This is a genomic window from Tautonia sociabilis, from assembly GCF_003977685.1.
Lineage (GTDB): Bacteria > Planctomycetota > Planctomycetia > Isosphaerales > Isosphaeraceae > Tautonia > Tautonia sociabilis.
Map to the genome: position 1 here is coordinate 102,727 of NZ_RYZH01000007.1, position 19,303 is coordinate 122,029.

A 19,303-nucleotide genomic window follows, 5' to 3' on the forward strand; every position below is an offset into this window, starting at 1 on the left:
ATCCGGGCTCCCCGATCCGCCGACCCCCACGCTCCCATCCCGCCGACCCGGCAAGGGTGAAGGCCCTCCTCGATCGGACGATCAGGAGGGCCTCGGCGCGGTTCCGGGTCGTCGAGGCCGGGGCCCGGGGCTCCACTTGGCCTCCGGTTGTCCCCCCGGCCGACCGGGCCTGCCTCCGGATCACCTCGGCCCGGAGCCGGCTCCCCCGCCGTGGCGATGGTCGCGACGGCGGTCGAGCACCTTGCCCACCGCGTGGCAGGCGCGGTGGGCCGCGTGGTCGATCGCCGCCGCCAGTTCGGATCGGGTCGCGTCCACGACCACCGGCTCCTCGGCCGGCAGGTTCACGACAATGCGACAGCGCATGTCATCCCCGCCCCGGGGTCCGTTCTCGTCGGAAACGAAGACCGTGACGCGGTCGACCCGCCGGGCGAACCGATCCAGCGCGAAGCCAAGCCGCCGTTCGATATGGGACCGGGCCTCATCGTCGAGCCGCCCCCGGCCGTGTCGAATCTCCAGCTGCATGTGCCCCCCGATCGTCTTCGAGGCGCGCCGGCAACGGCCGGTCCCCGACGAGGGTGATGCCCCGCTCCCGGCGCTCGGGTCAGAAGAAGATTAGGTTAAACACTCCCGGCGCGCCCCCCGGGAGCAACATCCGCCGCCGGCTCCGACCAATCCGGAGGACGCACCCTCTCCCTCTCCCCGAGCCAGGGGAGTCGGGCCGCCGCTCCGTTGCCCGGCCCTGGGGAGCGGACGGCGGCCGAGGATCGGGCCCGCTCAGTAGGCGTGCTTCTCGCCCTGATCGGCCGGAGGGACATCCTCCGGAGGGGAGAGGGGGGAGGCGGCCTGTCGGATCGCCCGGGAATCGGCCTCGGCTCGGAGCCGGGAGACGGCCTCGGCCAGCGTCATCGCGCCGAGGTCGCCGTCGATGCGGTCGCGGAAGGCGACGAGGCCGGCCTCGGCCTCCTTGGCGCCGACGACGAGCATCACCGGGATCTTCTCGAGCTGGGCGTCCCGGATCTTCGCGCCGATCTTCTCCGGCCGGCGGTCGACCGAGGCGCGGAGGCCGGCGGCCTTCAGCTCGTTCAGCACGAGGTCGGCGTACTCGGCCACCTTGTCGGAGATCGGCAGCACTCGGACCTGCTCCGGGGCGAGCCAGAGGGGGAACGCCCCCGCGAAGTGCTCGATGAGGATCCCCATGAACCGCTCCATCGAGCCGAACGGAGCGCGGTGGATCATCACCGGCCGGTGCGGCTTGTTGTCCGGCCCGGTGTATTCCAGGCCGAAGCGCTCGGGGAGCAGGTAGTCGAGCTGCACGGTGCCGAGCTGCCAGCGGCGGCCGAGACAGTCTCGGACGACGAAGTCGGCCTTCGGGCCGTAGAAGGCGGCTTCGCCGACGGCCTCCTCGTAGGAGAGACCCATCTCGTCGAGCACCGAGCGGATGTCGGCCTCGGCGCGCTCCCAAACGGCGAAGTCGGCCCCCTTGAACTTGGGGTCGCTCGGGTCGCTCTTGGAGAGTCGGATCGTGTAGTCGGCCAGGCCGAGGCTCTCCAGCACGTACTGGGTCAGCTCCATGGTGGCCCGGAACTCGCCTCGGACCTGCTCCGGCGTGCAGAACAGGTGGGCGTCGTCCTGGGTGAAGCCGCGGACCCGGGTCAGGCCGGCGAGCTGGCCGGACTGCTCGTAGCGGTAGACGGTGCCGAACTCCGCGAGGCGGACGGGCAGATCCCGGTAGCTGCGGGGGTGGGCGGCGTAGATCTGGATGTGGTGGGGGCAATTCATCGGCTTGAGCAGGTATTCCTCGCTCACGCCGTGCTCCATCACGTAGCCGATCCGACCGGCGGCGTCGAGCTCCCAGTACTCCTTCTCCTCGATCCGGGCCTCCGCCAGCAGCACCTTCTGCGTGTCGTCGTCCAGCTCGCCGCGTTCCAGCCCGGCGACGAGCGCCATGGCCGGGTCGTTGAGCATCTTCAGGGTGGGGAACTGCGAGTCTCGGTAATAGGGGTAGTGCCCGCTGGTCTTGTACAGCTCGACCTTGCCGATATGAGGCGTATAAACAGGCTCATAACCTCGCTTGAGCAGCTCGTCCTTCAGGAACTGCTCGAGGATGCCCCGAACGATCGCCCCCTTGGGCATCCAGAGAATGAGGCCCGAACCGACCTTCTCCGACAGGGTGAACAGCCCCAGCTCCTTGCCGAGCTTGCGGTGGTCGCGCTTCTTGGCCTCCTCGATTCGGGTGAGGAAGGCGTCGAGGTCCTTCTTGTCGAAGAAGGCGGTGCCGTAGAGGCGCTGGAGCATCGGCCCGTCGGCCTGCCCCTTCCAGTGGGCCGCGGCGATCGAGAGCAGCTTGAACGCCCCGACCTTGCCGGCGTGGGGGATGTGCGGCCCTCGGCAGAGGTCGACGAACTCCCCCTGCCGGTAGAAGGAGAGGATGCCGTACTTGTGCAATTCCTGGTCGATGTGCTCGACCTTCAGGTCCTGCCCCAGGTCCTCGCAGAACTGGCGGGCGTCGGGCACGGGGAGGGTGAAGCGCTCGAAGGGCTCGGCGAGGGCGACGATCTGCCGCATCTCGGCCTCGATGGCCGGGAAGTCGTCCTCGGAGATGGTCCGGGAGCCGGGCAGGTCGATGTCGTAGTAGAAGCCGGTCGCGGTGGTTGGGCCGAAGGCGAGCCGGGCGCCGGGGAAGAGGCGGAGCACGGCCCGGGCCATGACGTGCGCCGTCGAATGCCGGAGCACGTCGAGGGCCTCGGGATCCTTCGGGGTGAGAACGCGGAAGGGGATCGGCCCCCCATCTTCGGCTTCGAGGGGGCGGTCGAGGTCGACCACCGTGCCCTTCGCCTCGGCGGCGACGGCGGCCTCGGCCAACCGTTTGCCGATCGAGGCGGCGACGTCCCTCGGCCGGACGCCCTCGGGGAACTCCTTGACCGAACCGTCCGGCAACTGGATCTGGACCATCGTTCGCTTCGCCCGACCGCGCCCGGCCGGCCCTGGAGACGACGCCGCCGCCCCCTCCGACCCACAACGCCGGCCCGGGGCGGCCCGTCAACTCGAATCGGTTTCCTCGACTCGGTAGACTAGCACGAGGGTTCGCGCCGCGTCCAGCGAGGCGGCGCGACGACCCGGGGCCCGATGGTCCAGCATGGTGGAAGGACCGCCGGGCCGGGATCGTGAGCCTCCGGCTTGCCCGCCGGAGGCCCGAGGAGTGACCAGCGACGAACCGATCGACCCTGGCGCGACGACCGGCGGGCCCGATCCCCAGGAGGCCGGCCCGCTCCCTGCTGCCGGAGACGCCGACGCCATGTCTGATGCCGATGACGATGCCGCTCGCTCCGCCCTGTTCACCACGATCGCCACGATCGCCGATCTGATCACTCCCGCCCAGAGGGACGCCGCGCTGAGCACCTGGGCCGCCAACCCGGCTCGGTCGATCGGCGAGGTGTTGCTCGGCCAGGGGGTCCTGGACAAGACCGGCCTCGAGGCCGTCGAGACGATGGTCGAGGCCGTCCTCTCCCGACATGGCGGCGACCCGTCTCAGAGCCTCCTGGCCCTCTCGACCCCGGAGGACGATCGGCGGGCCGACTCCTCCTCGGTCGTCCCGGCCTCGGCGCCGGCCGACCCGAATGAGACGACGGTGTCCGGCCTCGATGCCAGGGGAGACGACTCGGACGCCCGGCCGACCGGCCCCCGGTTTCGGTTCCTCCGGCCGCACGCCCGGGGAGGCCTGGGGGAGGTCCACGTCGCGATGGACGGGGAGCTGGACCGAGAGGTCGCCCTGAAGGAGATCCGGCATCGCTTCGCCGACGACCCCGCCAGCCGGGCCCGATTCCTCGTCGAGGCGAAGATCACCGGCAACCTGGAACACCCGGGGATCGTGCCGGTCTACGGGCTGGGCCGCCACGCCGACGGCCGGCCCTACTACGCGATGCGGTTCGTCCGGGGAGAGTCGCTCAAGGACGCCATCGAACGCTTCCACCGCGGCGAGGCCCGTCCGAAGTCGCCGGGAGACCGGGAGGTACGGCTCCGCAAGCTGATCGTCCGCTTCCTGGCGGTCTGCGACGCGGTCGAGTACGCGCACAGCCGGGGGGTGATCCACCGCGACATCAAGCCGGCGAACATCCTGCTCGGCCCGTATGGGGAGACGCTGCTCGTCGACTGGGGCCTGGCCAAGCCGATTGGCGCCCCCGGGCGGGAAGAGAGCATCCCGGTCGCCACCGGCGAGGGGCCGGAACCGGGTCCCGATCTCGACGCGACCGTGGCCGGGACTCCCCCTCCAACGCCGGTCCTGGCCGTCGGCTCGAACGCCAGCGACCACACCCGGCCCGGCTCGGCCGTGGGCACCCCGCACTACATGCCTCCGGAGCAGGCCCGGGGAGAGCTGGACCGGCTGGGGCCGTCGAGCGACGTCTACAGCCTCGGGGCCACACTCTATGCCCTGATCACCGGCTGCGCCCCGGTCGACGGCCAGGACCTGAAGACGGTGATCGATCGGGTCAAGGCCGGGCAGCTCGTCCCGGCCCGGGCGCGGGACCGGACGGTCGACCCGGCGCTGGAGGCGATCTGCTCGAAGGCGATGGCCACCGACCCGGGCGACCGCTACCCCTCCGCCCGAGCCCTGGCCGACGACCTGGAGTGCTGGCTCGCCGACGAGCCCGTCTCCGCCCGCCGAGAGCCGGCCCTGGCCCGGCTCGGCCGCTGGGCAAGGCGACACAAACCCTGGGTGGCCGGCGGAGCGGCGGCGCTGCTGGTCGGCCTGGCCAGCCTCGGCCTCGTCGCCAAGGCCCGCCTCGACCGCGAGGCCGCTCGGCTCGACCGCGCCAAGGCGCTGGCCGAGGCCCTCGCCTCCAACATGGAGGCCGAACGCGCCCAGGCCCAGGCCAAGGCCGCGGCGCTGGAGACGAGATCGGCCCAACAGGCCGAGCGGATGCAGCGCTACTACGCCCTGGTCGACCGCCTCCGTCGCCGGGCCGCCGACCCCCGCCCCGGCTGGACTTTTGACGCCCTGGACGAGCTCCGCCAGGCCTCCTCGCTCCGGGCCGATGCCGGCGACGACGCCGGGGAAACCCTCCGGACCCTCGCCGCCGCCGCCCTGGCCGACTTCGACGCCCGGCCCTCGATCCCCCTGTCGCCGGGCCTGAACCCCAGTTGCGTCGCCTTCAGTCCCGACGGCGGCACCATCGCCCTGGGGGAATTCAAGGCGCAGGCCTATCTGAGCTGCTCAGTCGCCCTGCTCGATCCGGGCTCCGGCTCGGTGTCGCGACGGCTCTCCTTCCCCCCCTCGATCCCCTTCCAGATCCGCTCCCGGGTCCAGGACGGCTCCCGTCGGCTCGCCTTCGGCCCGGAAGGCCGCTGGCTGGCCGTGGGCACCCGGAGCGGCATGGTCCACCTCTGGGACCTCTCCCGGGACGCCCCCCGTCCCCTCCACAGCTGGGAAGCCCATCCCGAGGAAGTCGAGGGCCTCGCCTTCGGCGCCGCTGTCGCCGACGAGGGCCAGGTCCCGGCCCTCTTCTCCTGCGGCAAGGACGGCTCGCTCCGGCGCTGGTCGCTGGCCGAGGGGAGTCCTCCCCCCGATTCCCCCGCCGACTCGTTCGAGCCCGGCCCTCGCGTGCGAGACGTCGCCTTCCACGAGGAGGCCGGCCTGGCCTGCCTCTCGGACGGAACGCTCTACCGCCTCGACCCCGAGACGCTCGACCCCATTGCCGAGTTCCCCGGGATCGAGGGGAGCCTGCTGGCCTGGAGCCCCGACGGCCTGACGCTGGCCGCCGGCTCGGGCCGAGAGCTCGTCCTCGTCTCCGCTCAGGACGGCCAAGCCTTCCGACGCCTGGTCGACCCCGCGATCTCGGCCGCTCACCGGGGATCGCCCAGCGGACTCCGCTTCCACCCGTCAGGCTCGGTCCTGGTCTCGAGCTGCTCCAGTGACGACGACCGGCGAATCAAGTTCTGGGACACCAGCACCGGACGCCTGCTCGGCTCGCATCACGACGCCGAAGGCGCCGGCTACGGTCCGATCGACGTCGCCTTCGACCCCCGGGGCGGTCTCCTGCTGGCGACCAGCCACGACCGGGCGCTGACCTTCGACCTCCGGGAACACCCCGCCTTCGAGGCCGTCGCCCTCAGCCCCTCCCCGACCCTCGCGCTGGCGGTTTCGCCCGACGGCCGCGTGTTGGCCCGGCTCAGTCAGGCCGGGGAATCGATCCGGGTGGACGTCCGGGAGCTCCCGTCCGGAACTCCCCGGTGGTCGGTCGACGCTCCGGCCGACCCGTCGGGCTCGGGGGGCGTTCCCAGCCTCATCTTCGCTCCCGGGGGAGACCGGCTGGCGAGCTGCGGCGAGGGCCCCGGGGCCTTCCTGTGGGACATCGGCACTCCCGAGCCTTCGAGGATCTTCGAGGTCCCCTCGGCCGGCTCGCTTCGCTTCTCCGAGGACGGCCGGCGGCTCTGGGCCCTCGTCGACGGGGGAGAGCGGCTCGTCTCCTGGAAGCTCGACGGCGACGGCCGGTCCCTCTCCTGGAGCGACACCGCCGCCGCCATCCTTCGGGGGCTCGACGAGCTCACCAGCCTCGAGGTCGCCGACCCCGACCTGCTGGTCGGCGGCCGGGATGGGCTGACCCGAGCCCTGCGTCGGGAGGGGGACTCGCTCTCCCTGGCCTTCCAGTGGGACCATCACGACGGCCCGGTGAACGCCCTGGCCGTGCTCCCCGGGGTCGGCCTGGCCGCGGCGGGGACCCTGGGGGGATCGATCATCCTCTTCCGCCCGTCCGACCGCCGGGACGGCTCGACCATCGCCGACGCCCACCCCGAGGGCGTCTCCCGCCTGGCCTTCGCTCCCGACGGCTCGATCCTCGCCTCGGGAGGGGTCGATGGCCGGGTCCGCCTCTGGAGCCTCAAGGGGGAAACCCTCCAGCCGATCGCCTCGCTCGGCCCCGCGTCCGGGCCGATCCGGGCGCTGGGGTTCCTCCCCGACGGTTCGTCCCTCGCCGCTTCGGCCGACGGCGAGCGTGCCATCCGGCTCTGGCGGCTCGACCGGCTCCGAGCCTCCTGGGAAGACCTGGGCCTCGATTTCGGAGACTGAGCGGTCGGGGGGCCCACCCCCGAGGTCCCCGCAGGCCGCACGGCTTGCCCCTCCTCCCGACTCGCGGCCGACCGTCACGAGCGGAGCCCGATCCGACACCGCCCCCCCCGCCCGGCTCGGGAGCCGAGCCGTCCTGGCCGATGATTGTCCGGCGACAGGATGTTTCGTCCCCGAGGCCGGGCGGTCGGTTCGCCCGCACCGGGACCAGGTCAATCGGAGGAGCGCCGTCCCATGGGCTTCCTGAACGGGCGCGTCAGCTACATGCGGTTCCGGGTCGGTGGCGAGTCCCCCTTGCCGATCGACGAGGAGTTGCTCGAGAAGGTCTCCGCGCACGCGATCGGCCGCCACGGCGACGCCGATCCGACCGACGGGGTCCACTTCGGCTGGTCGGGCGGCAATCACGTCCTCGACATGACCTTCGACCTGGGCAAGAACCTCGTCAACGACGCCCTGCACCTGGGCCTCCGCATCGACGCCGACAAGATCCCCGGCGACCTCCTGAAGGCCTACACCCAGATCGAGCTCGACGCCCGGGCCGCCCAGAACCCCAGCGGACGCCCCACCAAGGCCCAGCGTGAGGAGGCCAAGGAGGCCGCCAAGGTCCGCGCCGAGGCCGAGGCCGCCGACGGCCGCTACCGCCGCCGCAAGATGCACCCCATCCTCTGGGACTGCCGCACCAACATCCTCTACGCCGGGTCCGCCTCCAACGCCGTGCTCGACCGCCTGCTCCCCCTCTTCCGGGACACCTTCGACCGCTCGCTGGAGCCCCTCACCGCAGGCGCCCTGGCCTCCTCGATCGCCGCCGAGCTGGGACGGGACGACGCCCTCTCCGACTCCGCCCCCCTGGCCCTCTTCGGCGACGGCGAGTCGGCCCTCTACTCCTCGATCGCCTGGGCCGAGGCCGACCCGACGAGCAAGGACTACTGGGGCAACGAGTTCCTCCTCTGGCTCTGGTATACCCTCCAGTACGAGGGAGACGTGCTCACCCTGGCCGACGGCTCCGAGTGCTCGGTCATGATCTCCAAGACCCTGCAGCTCGACTGCCCCCGGGGCGAGACCGGCCGCGACAGCCTCTCCAACGAGGGGCCGACCCGACTGCCTGAGGCACTCCGCGCCCTCCAGTCGGGCAAGCTCCCCCGCAAGGCCGGCCTGCTCATCGAGCGGCAAGGGTCCACCTACGACCTGACCATCCAGGCCGAGTCCATGGCCGTCTCGGGCGCCTCGCTCCCCAAGGAAGACGGCGTCTCCGGCCGAGAGGCCCACGAAGGGCGGATCGACTACCTCCGCCACTTGACCGAGACGCTCGACCTGCTCTACGGCTCCTACGTCCGTCGCCGCCTCGACCCGAGCTGGAACGGCGAGCTGGGCCGCATCCGAGACTGGCTCCGAGCGGCCTGACACCGGATCGCGTCTCGAGGGAGGCCCGTCGGGGCGGGTCCGGTCCGGTCCGCTCCGCTCGACTCTGCTCGGCTCTGCTCGACTCCCCTCTGCTCCGCTCGGCTCTGCTCGACTCCCCTCTGCTCCGCTCGGCTCTGCTCGACTCCCCTCTGCTCCGCTCGGCTCTGCTCGACTCCCCTCTGCTCCGCTCGACGCTGCTCGACTCCCCTCTGCTCCGCTCGACGCTGCTCGACTCCCCTCTGCTCCGCTCGGCTCTGCTCGACTCCCCTCTGCTCTGCTCCACTCTGCGAACCTCCCCCGGTCCCCCCCCCCCCCAGGGGGACCGCCCTTCCCGACGGATCGGGCGCTGATCTGGCCGGAGCCCTCGGATCGCTGGTGATTCGAGGGCCGGGGCGGGCCGGGGAGGGCCGGATCCTGCCGACCCCGGCCCGCCCGATGCGAGAAGATCTGGTTCGAGGGGGAGGCGGCGGGGAGGCACCCTGGCCCACCCTCGGATCGCCGGCCGGGTCAATCGGATGATCGATCGCAGCCCGCCGGATCGTCGCCGGTCGCCGAGGGCTCGCCGGCCTCCTTCCCGTCGGCGGACGGGGCCTGGTCCCCGGGATCGGCCAGGGCCTCGGGCCGCTGCTCGGGCGGACAGGCGTCGTAGACTCGGTCGCGGAGCCGGGCCCAGTAGGCCCAGTCGTGCGCCTCCAGCACCCGGGCCCGGAACTCGGACGAGAGCCCGTCCTCGGCGGCGGCGAGCGACCGGGCCCCCTCCCGGGCGCAGGGCGGATACCACGGCCGTTGCACAGGGTACAGGACCGGCTCGTCGACCACCGTCAGCACCAGCCCGAGCCGTCGTCTCGACTCCCAGCGGTGCACCCGATCGTGCGGGCAGGGCGCGCCCAGGTCGTCGGCGACCATCGAGATCAGCGACGGGCGCTCCCGGATCGACTCGGCCACCACGGCGGAGGCGACTCGGACCCGCTCGATCGTCCGGGAGAGCTGGCAGTCCAGGCAGTCCTCCTCGATCCGGACCGAGTCGACGGCGACGGTCCAGGAAACGACGGCGGCCAACCCGACCCCCGCGAGGCTGATCCACGCTCTCTTGGTCATCGATCCCGTCCCGTGATCGTTGGCCCCGCCCCACCTCATGCCCCGGGAGCGTCCCCCGATGGTGATGAGGAAGATGCCGACGCGTCCCGCCAGCCCGATTGTCGCGGCCGAGGCTGGCCGCCGCAATGGCCGGGTGATCGACCGAGTGATCGGCCCGGACTGGCGGGGCGACCTGGCCGGCCGTTCTTGGCAGAATCGGAGATCAGGCAGGGCCGGGGCGCAACCTCCTCCCGAACAGTCCCGAGCCCGCCGAGAATCCCGGGGACTCGCCCATGACGGATGCGCCATCCTGGATCGCCCGACTCGGACTGCAGGACCACCCCGAGGGGGGATTCTTCTCGGAATCCTACCGCTCCGCCGACCAGCTCGACGCCGGAATCCTCGGCGGGAGATACGACGGGCCCAGGCCGGTCGCCACGTCGATCTACTTCCTGCTGACCAGCGACTCCTTCTCGAGCTTGCACCGGCTGAACTCCGACGAGCTGTGGTACTTCCACGCCGGCTCCCCGCTCACGGTCCACGTCATCGACCCCGAGGGGGCCTATCGGCCGATCAAGGTCGGGCTGAACCTCGACGACGGCCAGCGTCCCCAGGCGGTCGTCCCGGCCGGGAGCTGGTTCGGGGCGACCGTGGACGAGCCCGGCGGCTTCTCCCTGGTCGGCTGCGCCGTCGCCCCCGGCTTCGCCTTCGCCGACTTCGAGCTCGCCGACCGAGACCAGCTGACCCGAGCCTTCCCCCAGCACGCCGAGCTGATCGCCCGACTCACCCGATGAGCGGCCCGTTCAGGAACCGGCCCCGCCGCTCGGCCCCGGTTTCCCCTCCCAGGTCCTTCCCGGCGGATCGTGCCCCTCCCGAGCCGGCCGGAACGGAGGGCGCCCCGATCCCAGCCTCCGCGGCCCCTTGCCGGGCAGCGCTCCGATCGGTCCCCTTCTCCTCCCGAGCAGGATCGACGGATCGGGAGGCCGATCGCCCTCCCCGGGACGAAACCTCGAAAACACTCGGACATCAACATCCGTCCGTCCGTCCGACCATCCCCGAGTCCCCCCCTGCCCTCCAATCGCCGGCAGCGGAGCGGGGAGAGCGCCCCCTGGATCAACGGGCCGTCCCACTGCTCCGGCTTCGGTGGTCGATCGGCCCGCGTTCCCAAACGAACGCGGCCGATGACCCTCGACTGGCGAGGGCCTCGGCCGCGTTGAACGCGAGGCATCACGGTTTGGTCATCCCGGTTTCGATCTCCGGGGCAGCGCGAGCCCCTCATTCGGGAGCGATCCGATTACCACCCCTTGCCCGGCGCCTGCGGGGCCGCCTTGACCGGCGCCTGCGGGGCCGGAGCGACCTTCACCGGGGCCTGCGGGGCCGGCATCACCTTCTGCGGAGCCGGAGCGACCTTCGCGGGCGCCTGCGGGGCCGGGGCGACCTTGGCCGGAGCCTGGGGCGCGGGAGCGACCTTGGCCGGAGCCTGGGGCGCGGGAGCGACCTTGGCCGGAGCCTGGGGCGCGGGAGCGACCTTGGCCGGAGCCTGCGGGGCCGGAGCGACCTTGGCCGGAGCCTGCGGGGCCGGCATCACCTTCTGCGGGGCCGGGGCGACCTTCGCGGGCGCCTGCGGGGCCGGCATCACCTTCTGCGGGGCCGGGAGGACCTTCGCCGGAGCCTGGGGAGCGGGAGCGACCTTGGCCGGGGCCTGGGGCGCCGGGGCGACCTTGGCCGGGGCCTGCGGGGCCGGCATCACCTTCTGCGGAGCCGGGGCGACCTTCGCCGGGGCCTGCGGGGCCGGCATCACCTTGGCGGGCGCCTGGGGCGCCGGGGTGACCTGAGCGCTGGCGTACACCATATCCTTATGGTGATCGCCGTGCCCGGTCCCCACGTTGCTCAATGCAAGTGTCAGGACCAAAGCCTTGGTCATCGGGATATCCTCGAGGCTTGGAGAATCGGGTCGTTCGCCCCGATCGACGTCTCGATCGGTGACGGTGAACAGTCCCCCGACCCCTGGGGCGCCCGACCGTCCCGGTCGGGACTCGACGGCACCTCGGCCTGGCCGATCCTTCCGTGGCACGGCGGGACAAGGGCCCCTTCGGCCAAGGTGTCGTCGGGCTCCTCGGCGTCTCCGGCCTCGGAACCCTTCGGGGGGGACGGTGAGGGAGGCGAGGGCTCGGCTCGTGTCCACCGGCCGCGCCGATCCCGCACTCGGGGTGGCATTCTGGGTATCGGTCGCACCCCCCCGGGGGATGAAGGTTTTCGCGAGCCGGGGCGGGATGGCAAGCAGACGGACTCTAGGGGGTTTAACGAACCTCGGAGGCCCGCGGCAGCGGGGGACTCAATCTGCATCGACCCCTCGGATCGGGGCGGCCGAAACCACTGGGGCACGGCTCGCCGAAGCAGCGCCCCCCCGAGCCCGGGATGGATCCCGCGCGGCGGGGCTTGAGGACAGGGCGACACAATCCAACGTCGGGAATGACTGGAGGCAACATGCGCATCGGCAACGGGCTCAGCGGGTTCGCGGTCTGGGCCTTGGTCGCCCTCGCGGCGATCCCGACCTGCGCCGCGGCGAGGACGCCGCAGGAACGGGTGCAACCGGTCCCCCTGGGCGGTACGCTGCCCGGACAGGAGGGAGACCGGTACTTCGGGGTGTATATCCCCACCCGATACGGGGGCGAGCTGACAATCTCGGCCAGCTCCGGCCGCGTGGAGGAGCTGCTGGGCCCCGATGGCCGGCCTCGCGCCAACGGCGGCGAGGTCGGCCGCGACCGCCACGGCTGGTACACCTTCGCGGTCCGGGGGGCCGAGGCTCCCTACTCCGTCTCGACCCGGTTCGTCCAGGTCGGAGAGGCGGCGCGACGCCCCTGGAACTTCTACTACTGGCCGACCAAGGGGGACTCGATCCATGAGCCCTGGGTTGGCGGCAACGGCAGGGTCGACACCCGGTACGTCAACGGCGACGACCGGCTGGTCGCCACTCCGGGAGCCTACATCGCCCCGGGCCAGGACATCGTCCTGCCTGGCCCCAACGGCATCCTGGAAACCATGCCCGCCCCCGGCGACACCTCCACCTGGTTCCCCAACCTCTACGACGACCTGACCTGGCGCGGGCCCGACGGCACCCTCTTCTCCACCCCCTCCCCCCTGCTGAAGTACGACCAGCTCTTCGGCTCCAACGCCCGGGGCTGGGAGGCGGCCAACGCCCAAAACCAGGACATCAACCGCTGGCCGGGCCACTGCCTCGGCGGCGCCGTGGCGTCGATCCTGCTCAACGAGCCGGTTCCCGCCCCGGGATCGGGCATGACCCGCGATGAGCTGAAGGCCCTCTGGGCCGAGCTGGGGGAGAACCACCTCAACCACCGGATCGCCGACTACGCCACCGACATCCCCGCTGGTCCCCCCCGCCCCGGCCCGGACGTGACCGACCGCTTCGCCCCCCAGGTGCACCGGATGCTCGAGCAGCACGTCCGAGGTCAGCGCCAGGCGCTGCTGTCCAACATGAGAGCCTTCCCCCCCAACGGCACCCCGAACGAGGTCTGGAACCAGGGCATCGGCAAGGTCACGACCACCTACTACGCCCAGCCTGGCAAGGGAGAGCGCTCGGTTCGCCTGGTCGTCGAGGTCGAGACGAACACCGGGTCGAACCTGAACGAGAGCGACCCCAAGCCCCGGGTGGCCATCTATGAATACACACTGGTCTACGGGCTCGACGGCGAGATCGACCAGTCCAAGGCCTACCAGTGCGATTGGGTGGCCGTCCGGGGAGACGCGATGTACGCCCCGCTGAACGTGCTGGAGCTGGCCAACGACACCCGGTGGCAGGGGCACAACCCCTTTGTCACCGAGGCGAACATCCGGGCGATCGACCTGGCCAACGGCGGCGGCATGATCGGCCGGTTCGCTGGCTCTCCTCCGCAGTTCCGGCCGGTGTCCACCTTCGAGGCCGGCCGGGCCCCGGTCTTCGGCGGCCTCGGCTCCGGCGACGGACTGCCCGGAGCCCCGACCCCTCGCCGAGGCGTCCTCTCCCGGCTCTTCTCCCGCTGAGCCCCCTCCCCTCTCCCGCGATCGACCCCCGAGCGGCCCTTCCGGCCGCTCGGGGGTCGCGTCGTTTTCCACGGGGGGGACCGAACCCGGCCTCCTCTCCCGACAGGACGGAAGTCCCGCGTTTTCCTCACCCTCGGCACAACCGCCCGGGTCGACGACGGCGGCCATCATCGTCGGCACGGCCGTTCAAGTTTGCCACGGGGGCAGGACGATCATCGGGAACAGGTGGCGGGACCCCGGCCCCCGAGGAACCGGGAGGGTTTCCCGTCTCCTCGGGACTGGGCTCCACCTCGATGACACCCGACCGGGACCCCTCCCATGATCGGAACCTCTCTCGTCCGCGAGGCGCCCGCGCCCGGTCGGACGGGGCCATCCCGGCTCTCCCCACCGCCGGTGCTGATCGAGGTCCCGACCCTGCCGGGAAACCGACCGCACCAGGCCCGCCGGCCCTCCTCCGCTCGCGTCGCGGCCGCCGGTCAGGTCCGGCGCCGGCTCCGCCGGGAGGTCCGCCTGGCGCTGGGGATCGTCGGGATCGTCGCCGCCTCGGCGGGCCCGGCGTGGCTTGGGCTCCGGGGCCGATGGCCCGGCGCCGACGACGTCCGGCCCTCGCCCTCCCCCTCGGCCCTGGAGGCCGGGCCGGCCACCCTCCCCGACCCGTTCGCGATCGAGCTGCGTTCCCCGATCCCCGAGCCGGCCGGGGCGATCGACCCGGATCCGTGGGCCGAAGGGCCGCCGGTGGCCTTCCCGGGCTATCTCCTGCCGGGAGACGGCGACGAGGAGCACGGCGATGAGAGAGATTGATCGCGCCCTGGCCGAGGCCTACGGCAAGGAGGCCGGATACCGAGACCCCTCCCGGTCGGCCTCCTCCCCGCGCCGTTGCTCCACCGACTCCCTCCCCCCCGCCGAGGCCCGGGAGCCCTCCCCGGCCCCTCCCCCGCCCCACTTTCTCGTCCCCGGCGCCGCCACGGTCACCCTGAACTGGCCGGCGACGGTTCGGGCGCTCGAGCGCGAGCACGGCGCCCGGTTCGAGCGGCTGGCCGACCGGCTCATCGAGGCCCGGGACCTCGAGGGGGTCCGCGTGCTGCTGGTGACCAGTTGCCACCGGGCCGAAGGGCGGACGACCCTGGTTCTGACCGTCGCCCGGGCCCTGGCCCGCCGCCCCGGTCGGGTCCTGCTCGTGGACGGCGACCTCGGCGGCCCGATGATCGCCCGACTGCTGGGCCTTCGCCCGCGATCCGGCCTGGACGACGTGGTCCTTGATGGCGTGCCGGCCGCCGACGCCATCATGCACGCGCCCGACGACCACCTGAGCATCCTCCCCTTGCGAGGGCCGGTCGCCCGCCCCCGCGAGTTCCTCAACAGCCCCGGCTGGTCGTGCCTCATGGCCCGGCTCCGCCGCGACTATGAGTTCGTGCTCATCGACGGCAGTCCCCTGTTCGCCGGCCTCTCCGCCGCCGTGCTCCACCGGGCCGTCGACGCCGCCGTGCTGGTCACCCACCGGGCCTTGACCGGCGACCGAACGCTCCTGCGCGCCAGAGAGGTGCTCGACGCCGGAGGCGTCCCGCTGCTCGGGCTGGCGGAGACGTTCGTCTGAGCGGCGGCCCCGGACGAACGGGGGGATGAGCACGCATGCCGGATGAGGGCCGCCGGGAGAGCTCCCGGCGCGTCCGACAGGGGAGCAGGGCCGCGGCGGCCCCGGGAGCCGATCGTGTACCAGGATCACTTCGGCCTGACGGCCCTGCCCTTCGGCGAGTCGACCGACCCCTCGATGATGGTGCCGCTGCCGAGCCGGGAGGCGGCCCGGCGCCGGCTCCGGTACGGCCTGGAGCACGGGAAGGGGCCCGCCCTGCTGTTCGGGCCCCCGGGGTCGGGCAAGACCCTGGTGGCCTCGGCCCTGGCCCGGGAGCTGGGAGGCCGGTCGGTCCTGCTGGGCTTCCCGGCCATGTCCCCCGCCGAGCTGCTCGCCTTCCTCGCCGACGAGCTGGACGGCCTGGAACGAACCGCCCGAGCCGAGCCTCCGGGAATGCACGCCACCCTCCGCCGCCTTCGGGGGCAACTGGCCGGGCCGGCCGCTCGGGGCAGGCCGGTCCTGCTGGTCGTCGACGAGGCCCAGCTCATCGAGGACCCGGCCACCTTCGAGGCCCTCCGCCTGCTCCAGAACCTCGCCGGCGCCGGCCCTCCCGACCTCCGGCTGCTGCTGGTCGGGACCCCGGAGGTGCTGCTCCGCCTGCCGCCGGGCCTCGACGATCGCCTGACCGCCCGGTACGGCCTCGGCCCGCTGACCGAGGAGGAGTCGGCGGCCTACGTGACCGGCCGGCTGGCGGCGGCCGGCGCCCGGCGTCCCCTGTTCGACCGGGAGCAACTGGCCGCCATGTACCGGATGGCCGACGGCCTCCCCCGACGCCTGAACCGCCTGGCCGACCTCGCCCTGCTGCTGGCCTTCGCCGAGGGCCTCCCCCGCCCCGACTCCCGATGCCTCGACCTGGCCTCTCGAGAGGCGACCCCCGACCCGATCGCCGCCTGAGGCTTCAGGGACTTCGGGTCGGCGGCCGGGCTTGACCCGAGCCGCGATCCTCGAACAAGTCCTCATTCAGGTCCAATCCCACCTCTCCCTCGCGACCGTCACGCCGGAGGCGAGCGCGACCGATCGGAGCGCTCCAATGCGCCTCGGCTTGCCCGCGGATCCCCGGCTCCACCTGACCGCCCTCGCGATCGTCCTCGGGGCGATCGCCCGCATCCCCGACGCCTCCTCGGCCATCGCCGAGGCGCAGCGACGGGCCTTCGAACAGTTCGACCGCACCGGGTCCGAGCTCCTGATCGCCCTCGGGCGGGAACCGCCCCGGGTCCTCCCGATGAGCGAGCGGAGGCCGGCCGTCGTCCGGATTGGGTCGGCCCGTCCGGACACCTCCCGGCCGAGTCGGGGAGAATCGGCCCGCTCTGATCGGGCCGGACCTCGCTTGCGAAGGCCGGGGCCGCCGCGATAGCCTCGGGGGGCCGGCCCGGATCGGCTCGGGGCCGAACGGCCGGCGGGAGCACCGGCCATGAACGTCCCGATCACGAGCATCTTCCGGGTCGCGCCGGCCGCCCTCGCGACGGCCGTCCTGGCTTCGATCCCCTCCCGGGCCGACGACCCCCGAGCGACAACGCCTCCGGGAGCGGTCCAGTGGCGGGCCGAGGCCCCCCGGGACGAGATCCGGCCCGAGTTCTTCTCCGAGCCGGACGGCGGGCCCGGCAACGCTCCCCGGCTGATCATCGCGGCCGACGACCGAGACGGGCTCGATGGCGCCTGGATCGCCACCTTCCCGGTCGAGGGAGGGAAGACCTACCGCTTCCGGGCGTTCCGGAGGACCTCGGGGGTCGCCCTTCCCCGGATCAGCGCGCTGGCGATGATCCGGTGGCAAGACGACGACGGCCGCAAGGTCCCGAACGATCGCGGCCTGGTGCCCGGCTTCCTCAGGCACTGGAAGGACGCCCCCGCCGAGGCCGAGCACCCCAGCGACGGCCCGACCGACCCCGAGGGCTGGACCGAGGTTTCCGGAACCTACCTCGCCCCGGGGAAGGCCACCCGCGCGGTGGTCGAGCTTCGGCTCCGCTGGCCTTCCCCCGGCGGCCGGGTCGAGTGGGGGGCCGTCTCGTTCGAGCCCGCCGAGCCCCTCCCGAGCCGGACGGTTCGGCTGGCGACCGTCCACCATCGCCCCGTCGACGGCTCGACCCCCGAGGCCAAGCGCGAGCAGTTCGCCCCGCTGATCGCCGAGGCCGCCCGGCAGGGGGCCGACCTGGTCGTCCTGCCCGAGACGCTCACCTACTTCGGCTCCGGCAAGTCCTTCGCCGAGGTCGCCGAGCCGGTCCCCGGGCCCTCGACCGAGTACTTCGGCCGGCTGGCGAAGGAGCACGACCTGTACGTCGTCGCCGGGCTGGTGGAGCGGGACGGCCACCTGATCTACAACGTCGCCGCCCTGCTCGGCCCCGACGGCTCGCTCGTCGGCAAGTACCGCAAGGTCACCCTCCCCACCAGCGAATCGGACGCCGGGATCATGCCCGGATCCGACTACCCGGTCTTCGACACGAGGTTCGGCAAGCTCGGCCTGATGATCTGCTACGACGGCTTCTTCCCCGAGGTCGCCCGGCAGTTGACCATCAACGGCGCCGAGGTGATCGCCTGGCCCGTCTGGGGCTGCAACCCCCACCTCGCCGAGGCGAGGGCGGCGGAGAACCACGTCTTCGTGGTCAGCAGCACCTACGAGGACGTCTCCTCGAACTGGATGATCTCGGCCGTCTACGACCGCTCCGGCGCCGTGCTCTCCCAGGCGACCGAGTGGGGAACCGTCGCCGTGGCCGAGGTCGACCTGAACGACCCGACCGAGTGGCCAAGCCTGGGCGACTTCCGCTCGAAGATCGCCCGCCACCGGCCGGCGACCGACTCGGAACGGGAGGCGGGCTCCGCTCCCTGATCCCGACCCATCGGCCCCGGGGCCTCCCGCCGCCATCCTCGAACCGATCAAACTCGCCCGGCACCCTGTCTCCCGGAGTCTCCCAGACGGATGACAATGGGCGATGAGGGATTCGAACCCCCGACGTCCTGCGTGTAAGGCAGGCGCTCTCGCCGCTGAGCTAATCGCCCGGTGTGTCAGCCCGGTCGATTCTAGCGGAGAGGGGATGCTCCGGGCAAAGGGGAGGAGAATCAGGAGGGGGAAGCAGAGCGGGACTCGGCGGCGGAGAGGGAGGCGTGGTCGGCGTAGAGGCGTCGGGTCCAACGGCCGAAGCCCCAGTCGACGAGGCGGGGAAGGTAGCGGTTGACGGCCAGCAGCAGGCGGCCTCGGCCGGTGAGCGTCACCTCGTTGCGGCCCCGGCGGAGGGCGTCGAGGCCGGCTCGGGCGACGGCGTCGGGGGACATGCTGCGCTGGGACTCGGTGCGGTAGACCGCCGTGTGGACCAGCAGGTTCCGCTCGAACGCGGTGGTGGTGAACCCAGGGTTCAGCAGCAGGACGTGAATGCCGTCGATCGCCCACTCGGCCCGGATCGACTCGGTCAGGCCGGCGACGGCGAACTTGCTGGCCGAGTATTCCGGGCGGCCGGGGAGGCCGCGGCGGGCGACGATCGAGCCGACGTTCAGCACCGCCGGCCGGTCCCCCTTGCGCAGCAGGGGAAGGGCCCCTCGGCAGAGCTCGGCCAGGGCGAAGACGTTGATCTCGAAGACCTGGCGGAGCACCGCCGGGTCGTGCGACTCGAACCTTCCGTACGCGCCGACGCCGGCCGCGTTGACCACCAGGTCGAGGGCGCCGCCGAGGCGGTCGGCCGAGACGTCGAGCAGCATCCGCCGGTCGTCGGGGTCGGTCAGGTCGGCGGCCACGGCCACAACGTCGCCGGGACGGGCGCCGGCCTCGACCAGGGCAAGAGCCTCCGCCTCCAGCCGGTCAGCCGACCGGCCGGTGACCACCACCCGAGCCCCCTCCGCCGCCAGCCGGCGAGCGAAGGCGGCCCCGATGCCCGACGAGGCGCCCGTGACCAGGCACCTCGCCCCCTGGAACGATTCTCGGCGGCGGCGGGGCATCGTTCAGACGTCCTCCTCGGCGCTGGGGATGAAGGCGGAGTCGATGACAAGCAATTGATCGGTCGGATTGCCGGAATTCCCCGCCCCGAGACGGCCTTGACGGCCGGGAGCGCCTCGGCCAACCGGATGTTACCGGTCGCAGTGACGCACGAGGAGAACCCGGGAAGGCCGGA

General features: G+C 72.5%; 13 protein-coding genes and 1 tRNA gene. 8 read left to right on the forward strand and 6 right to left on the reverse strand.

The window, feature by feature from the left end; translation table 11 throughout:
* Positions 1 to 180: 180 nt before the first annotated feature.
* Together TsocGM_RS05460 and thrS are read right to left on the reverse strand one after the other, a co-directional pair.
* Positions 181 to 522: an HPF/RaiA family ribosome-associated protein gene (locus tag TsocGM_RS05460; protein ID WP_126724292.1), complete on the reverse strand. Its 342-nt coding sequence runs from the start codon at positions 520 to 522 to the stop codon at positions 181 to 183.
* 252 nt (positions 523 to 774) lie between these two features.
* The gene (thrS, locus tag TsocGM_RS05465; RefSeq protein WP_126724293.1) at positions 775 to 2,952 is read right to left on the reverse strand and encodes a threonine--tRNA ligase; all 2,178 of its coding nucleotides are present in this window, start codon (positions 2,950 to 2,952) and stop codon (positions 775 to 777) included.
* Positions 2,953 to 3,199: 247 nt separating this feature from the next.
* Between thrS and TsocGM_RS05470 the strand changes: the two genes are divergently transcribed.
* A complete protein-coding gene (locus TsocGM_RS05470; RefSeq protein ID WP_158633387.1) occupies positions 3,200 to 7,063 on the forward strand; it encodes a WD40 repeat domain-containing serine/threonine protein kinase in 3,864 nt (1,287 codons plus the stop codon).
* A 231-nt stretch (positions 7,064 to 7,294) separates the two neighbouring features.
* A complete protein-coding gene (locus TsocGM_RS05475; RefSeq protein ID WP_126724295.1) occupies positions 7,295 to 8,461 on the forward strand; it encodes a hypothetical protein in 1,167 nt (388 codons plus the stop codon).
* Between the two features lie 507 nt (positions 8,462 to 8,968).
* Here the strand turns inward: TsocGM_RS05475 and TsocGM_RS05480 are convergent.
* Positions 8,969 to 9,559 (reverse strand): hypothetical protein, encoded by a 591-nt coding sequence (locus tag TsocGM_RS05480; protein WP_126724296.1) that lies wholly within the window; start codon positions 9,557 to 9,559, stop codon positions 8,969 to 8,971.
* A 272-nt stretch (positions 9,560 to 9,831) separates the two neighbouring features.
* On the opposite strand from TsocGM_RS05480, the gene TsocGM_RS05485 reads away from it, so the two are divergent.
* On the forward strand, positions 9,832 to 10,332 hold the full coding sequence (locus TsocGM_RS05485) for a cupin domain-containing protein (RefSeq protein ID WP_126724297.1): 501 nt from the start codon (positions 9,832 to 9,834) through the stop codon (positions 10,330 to 10,332).
* Positions 10,333 to 10,832: 500 nt separating this feature from the next.
* Here TsocGM_RS05485 and TsocGM_RS05490 read toward each other — a convergent pair whose 3' ends face one another.
* The gene (locus TsocGM_RS05490; protein WP_233578377.1) at positions 10,833 to 11,462 is read right to left on the reverse strand and encodes a hypothetical protein; all 630 of its coding nucleotides are present in this window, start codon (positions 11,460 to 11,462) and stop codon (positions 10,833 to 10,835) included.
* A 563-nt stretch (positions 11,463 to 12,025) separates the two neighbouring features.
* Here TsocGM_RS05490 and TsocGM_RS05495 point away from each other — a divergent pair.
* The 5 genes from TsocGM_RS05495 (at position 12,026) to TsocGM_RS05520 (ending at position 18,030) form a co-directional block, all read left to right on the forward strand.
* Positions 12,026 to 13,579: a hypothetical protein gene (locus tag TsocGM_RS05495; RefSeq protein ID WP_126724298.1), complete on the forward strand. Its 1,554-nt coding sequence runs from the start codon at positions 12,026 to 12,028 to the stop codon at positions 13,577 to 13,579.
* 318 nt (positions 13,580 to 13,897) lie between these two features.
* Entirely contained in the window at positions 13,898 to 14,380 is a 483-nt protein-coding gene (locus tag TsocGM_RS05500; protein ID WP_126724299.1) for a hypothetical protein, read from the forward strand.
* On the forward strand, positions 14,367 to 15,173 hold the full coding sequence (locus TsocGM_RS05505; RefSeq protein ID WP_126724300.1) for a CpsD/CapB family tyrosine-protein kinase: 807 nt from the start codon (positions 14,367 to 14,369) through the stop codon (positions 15,171 to 15,173). The genes TsocGM_RS05500 and TsocGM_RS05505 overlap by 14 nt, the downstream gene beginning before the upstream one ends.
* A 114-nt stretch (positions 15,174 to 15,287) precedes the next feature.
* The gene (locus TsocGM_RS05510) at positions 15,288 to 16,103 is read left to right on the forward strand and encodes an ExeA family protein (RefSeq protein WP_233578379.1); all 816 of its coding nucleotides are present in this window, start codon (positions 15,288 to 15,290) and stop codon (positions 16,101 to 16,103) included.
* A gap of 517 nt (positions 16,104 to 16,620) precedes the next feature.
* Positions 16,621 to 18,030 (forward strand): carbon-nitrogen hydrolase family protein, encoded by a 1,410-nt coding sequence (locus TsocGM_RS05520; protein ID WP_126724303.1) that lies wholly within the window; start codon positions 16,621 to 16,623, stop codon positions 18,028 to 18,030.
* A 97-nt stretch (positions 18,031 to 18,127) separates the two neighbouring features.
* Here TsocGM_RS05520 and TsocGM_RS05525 read toward each other — a convergent pair.
* Both TsocGM_RS05525 and TsocGM_RS05530 read right to left on the reverse strand, forming a co-directional pair.
* Positions 18,128 to 18,200: transfer RNA gene (locus TsocGM_RS05525), tRNA-Val, on the reverse strand.
* A 60-nt stretch (positions 18,201 to 18,260) separates the two neighbouring features.
* Positions 18,261 to 19,130: an SDR family NAD(P)-dependent oxidoreductase gene (locus tag TsocGM_RS05530; RefSeq protein ID WP_126724304.1), complete on the reverse strand. Its 870-nt coding sequence runs from the start codon at positions 19,128 to 19,130 to the stop codon at positions 18,261 to 18,263.
* Positions 19,131 to 19,303: the final 173 nt, after the last annotated feature.